Origin of the sequence: Stutzerimonas chloritidismutans AW-1, assembly GCF_000495915.1 — a bacterium.
Lineage (GTDB): Bacteria > Pseudomonadota > Gammaproteobacteria > Pseudomonadales > Pseudomonadaceae > Stutzerimonas > Stutzerimonas chloritidismutans.
In genome coordinates this window covers 1-3,419 of the sequence record NZ_AOFQ01000010.1, presented here as the reverse complement: position 1 = coordinate 3,419, position 3,419 = coordinate 1, and the positions used below count along the sequence as shown (strand labels likewise).

5 protein-coding genes are annotated in these 3,419 nt (G+C 50.1%); 3 read left to right on the top strand and 2 right to left on the bottom strand.

The window, feature by feature from the left end; all coding sequences use genetic code 11:
• The coding region (locus F753_RS29260) for a helix-turn-helix domain-containing protein (protein ID WP_023444239.1) at window positions 1–402 on the bottom strand (402 nt) is incomplete at its 3' end.
• Between the two features lie 27 nt (window positions 403–429).
• On the opposite strand from F753_RS29260, the gene F753_RS29255 reads away from it, so the two are divergent.
• Together F753_RS29255 and F753_RS50150 are read left to right on the top strand one after the other, a co-directional pair.
• On the top strand, window positions 430–930 hold the full coding sequence (locus F753_RS29255; protein WP_023444238.1) for an arsenate reductase ArsC: 501 nt from the start codon (window positions 430–432) through the stop codon (window positions 928–930).
• Window positions 931–1,045: 115 nt separating this feature from the next.
• On the top strand, window positions 1,046–2,140 hold the full coding sequence (locus F753_RS50150; protein ID WP_023444237.1) for a methyl-accepting chemotaxis protein: 1,095 nt from the start codon (window positions 1,046–1,048) through the stop codon (window positions 2,138–2,140).
• A gap of 641 nt (window positions 2,141–2,781) precedes the next feature.
• Here F753_RS50150 and F753_RS29240 read toward each other — a convergent pair.
• On the bottom strand, window positions 2,782–3,090 hold the full coding sequence (locus tag F753_RS29240) for a hypothetical protein (protein ID WP_156924015.1): 309 nt from the start codon (window positions 3,088–3,090) through the stop codon (window positions 2,782–2,784).
• 90 nt (window positions 3,091–3,180) lie between these two features.
• On the opposite strand from F753_RS29240, the gene tnpB reads away from it, so the two are divergent.
• The coding region (tnpB, locus tag F753_RS29235) for an IS66 family insertion sequence element accessory protein TnpB (RefSeq protein WP_023444234.1) at window positions 3,181–3,419 on the top strand (239 nt) is incomplete at its 3' end.

Sequence of the window (3,419 nt, the reverse complement as noted above, 5' to 3'; positions counted from 1 at the left end):
CTCCTGGCGCAGTTCGCCGACCGGCAGGGCATAGATCGCGTTGTAGATCGTCTCGCGACAGACGTAGGCATCTCTAAGGCTGGAAATGTTCATGCTGCGCAGCTTGCCGGCAATCTGCTCGGGAGACAAACGCTCACGCAGCATGTGGACCACCAACTCGAAGCGCTCACTGCCCGGCAGCAGCTTGCGCTTGGGCCGGCAGGCTTGGCGCCGAATCCTCATCTGTTGTTGGGCGCTACGGGCCGCGTAAGCACCAATGCCGTCTTGATTGCGTCTCAGCTCGCGGCTGATGGTCGAGGGCGATCGGTTGATCAGGCGAGCAATCCCGCGCAGGCTGAAACCTTGGGCTTGACCGAGTTGAATGGCGGCGCGCTCTTCGACGCTGAGTTCGGAATAGGACATGGGGCAACACCGTACCGGAAAGGTCAGGTGTTGCACTCAGTTTTTGCGGCCGCCCTGTTTCTTTGTACCGCCAACAGCTGCCGCAGCATTCTGGCTGAAGCTGTGTTCAATCACCTGGCCCCTGTCAGCATGCGTGCCGTGAGTGCGGGAAGCAAACCCTGTGGCTGGGTGCATCCGCAAAGCCTGAAGGCCCTGGCACGGGCCGGCATCGAGCAGACGGGGCTGTACAGCAAGTCCCAGGAGGTGCACGCACAACTGCAACCCGATGTGGTGATTACGCTCTGCGACAATGCGGCTAATGAACCTTGTCCGGCTTATTTCGATCAGGCGTTCAAGGCGCACTGGGGGCTTGCCGACCCGGCAGCGCAACAGGGCTCGGAGGAGGAGATAAACGCGGTATTCGATCAGACCGTGCAAATCATTCGCGCCCGTGTCGAGCGCTTTCTGCAATTGCCATTTAATAAACTTGATACCTCTCATTGTGTAAATGAATTAAAACTCATCGGGGAAATTACACTGGCCATGTAGTGTCTTGTGCTGCCCTATGATGCAGTCATATAGACAGCGGCTTGTTTTGGGGGTGAGTTTTATTGCTTCTATTTGTTTTTGATTCTCATGCTGGCTGGATTGAACGATTTCTATTATGAGTGGTGAGGGGGTGATTGATATTTTGAATTCAATACCGCGCTCCAAGTTGAGCGGCGTGCTATGGGTGTCGCTACTTTGTGTGGTGATGTATGTGTTGTTGGTGTTTTACCCTTTCGGCATGAGTGATGAGTCAGGGCGCGCAGTCTATGTTGCTATAGTTTTCATATTGCTTTCTTTGTGGGTTGTTTTAAGTGGCGGCTTGAGATCGAGGTACGTGGCTGAGGAGCAGCATATTACTGGCTGTAAAGTTGACGAGCGCAAGGTTTCTGAAGTTGAAGATTTGCACTCTTGCATTGAGAAGATTACCAACAATGCAATGAATGTTAACTCTGCTTCAGCTAAGAAACTCGATTTTGTAGAAGGGGTACTTAAGGATGCTCTGCAAGCAGCTAAGTCTAGCGCGGAACTCAGTAAAGACATCGAGGCTTGCGATGGGATTTTAAATGATATTGATAAGGCTTTTGAGGCGGTTTGCGAGAATGTTCGTGACTTGGGTGGTCATGTGACAAGGTCTATTGATGTAGTTGATAAACTCTCAATGGCTGAAAAGATTCTTCTTGTAGAGTTCAAAAGCATAGCAGACCTTTCAAAAGGCATAACAGCAATTGCCAGTCAAACTAATCTATTGGCGCTGAATGCGGCAATCGAAGCCGCAAGAGCTGGAGAACAAGGGCGAGGGTTTGCGGTTGTTGCAGACCAAGTAAAAAGTTTAGCAGCAATGTCCAAGGATAACTCGGAGAGTATAGGTATACGCCTGAAATCTCTTGAAAAGTGTCAAGAGGATTTGACGGGGCTTATTAGCGAAATGCGATTATTGATGGGGCAGGCAAAGCAGAAAACAGTCGACGGACAAAGTGAAATGGTGATTGCAACATCTGAGGTAGAGAGAGCTTCAGCAGATCTACGTGAAAAATTAGACCGTGTTCAGTTGCTATTCTCAAGTGAAAGGGTGCGCCTAAATAACCTGACTGGGCAGGTTGAGATCTTGACCGAGGACACAAAGAAGGCAGTATCTGGATCTGGAAGCAATATTTTATTAGGCAGGCAGGCGCTGGAGATTATTGAGAGAAACTATAGTCTGTCGACTTAAGCTCTCTGTTTTTTCAGGCTGTTTGCTTTAAATAATCTGGTTTGATACTGAGTGATGCAATGAGTTCTCAGGGTTTAGCTAAATTTTTTAATTGTCAGTATTCAATGGTAAGCGGGCGCGGATCTTTGGCGCATGCCGTGCTATGCGATTGCACTCCATGCATGTGAGAAGAAGTAAAGCGCAATAATGCATGTAATAAATAGTGCCATCGAAAAGCTAGTCAGAATGAGTTGCCCAGTAGATAGTATATACTTATTGAGAAACAGAAAAAGTATCAGGTGGAAAATGCTAAATATTATCCATGGAATAATCAGGGCAATAGCCTTGTCTGAACTCATGTTGTTGATGCCGAGCAGCACTAATGGCGTAAAAAAGAGTGGGACGAGGGCCAGGAATCGTCTAGATGTGCTCATGGAACTTGCTCGATAATTGGGTGCGATGTCGGGTAATAAATATTTATATCACCCATCCCCGCCATATGCCTAATGGGAAGTGCGTTCCCTAACTTCTGCGCCACGTATAGCCACCCGATTTTTGCTAGTGATTCTCATAAGATTAACAACACATAGGCCGTTATGTGGCAAAGGAATGTGTACTTCATGCGGTGGCAATATCATGGCGGCGGCTATATTGCTCAACAATCATATTGCTGGCGCACCTTTGTACCTTTGCCAACAGCGGCTGATCAGCAACAGAATCAGCGCCAGCGGTAACATCCAGGCGAATAGGCTGACAAATACACCCAGCCCGGGTATGCCTAACAGCAATAACAGGCTGGGGGCGCAGCACGCACCGCCGGCCAGCAGAGAGGGCCATACCCCCGCGCTGGCGATGGCCGTGCAGTTGGCGTTCTGACGCAACGCCAGAGCACCATGCAGGTTCAGGCCCAGCAGGGCTGAAAGCGTCGCAGCAATCAACAGATTGGCCGGGCTAAACAGTATGACCAGCACCCCCATCTCGTAACCGCTCCACAAACCACACCTTCAAGTTAAGTGAAGGCCCACAGATGCTGTGCTCCCGATTTTCCTGGAGCCCAGCCCATGATGCGTCCCGACCCCAAGGTCAAAGCCGTTTACCTTTACCCCAAGCCGGTCGATTTCCGCAAATCCATCAACGGTCTGGCCGCCTTGGTCGAGTTGGATATCAAGGTGGCGGTGTTCGACCCGGCGTTGTTCGTTTTTCTCAACCGCACGCGCAACCAAGTGAAAATTCTGTATTGGCATCGTAACGGTTTCTGTTTGTGGCTCAAGCGCTTGGAGGCCGAGCGGTTCAAGACCAA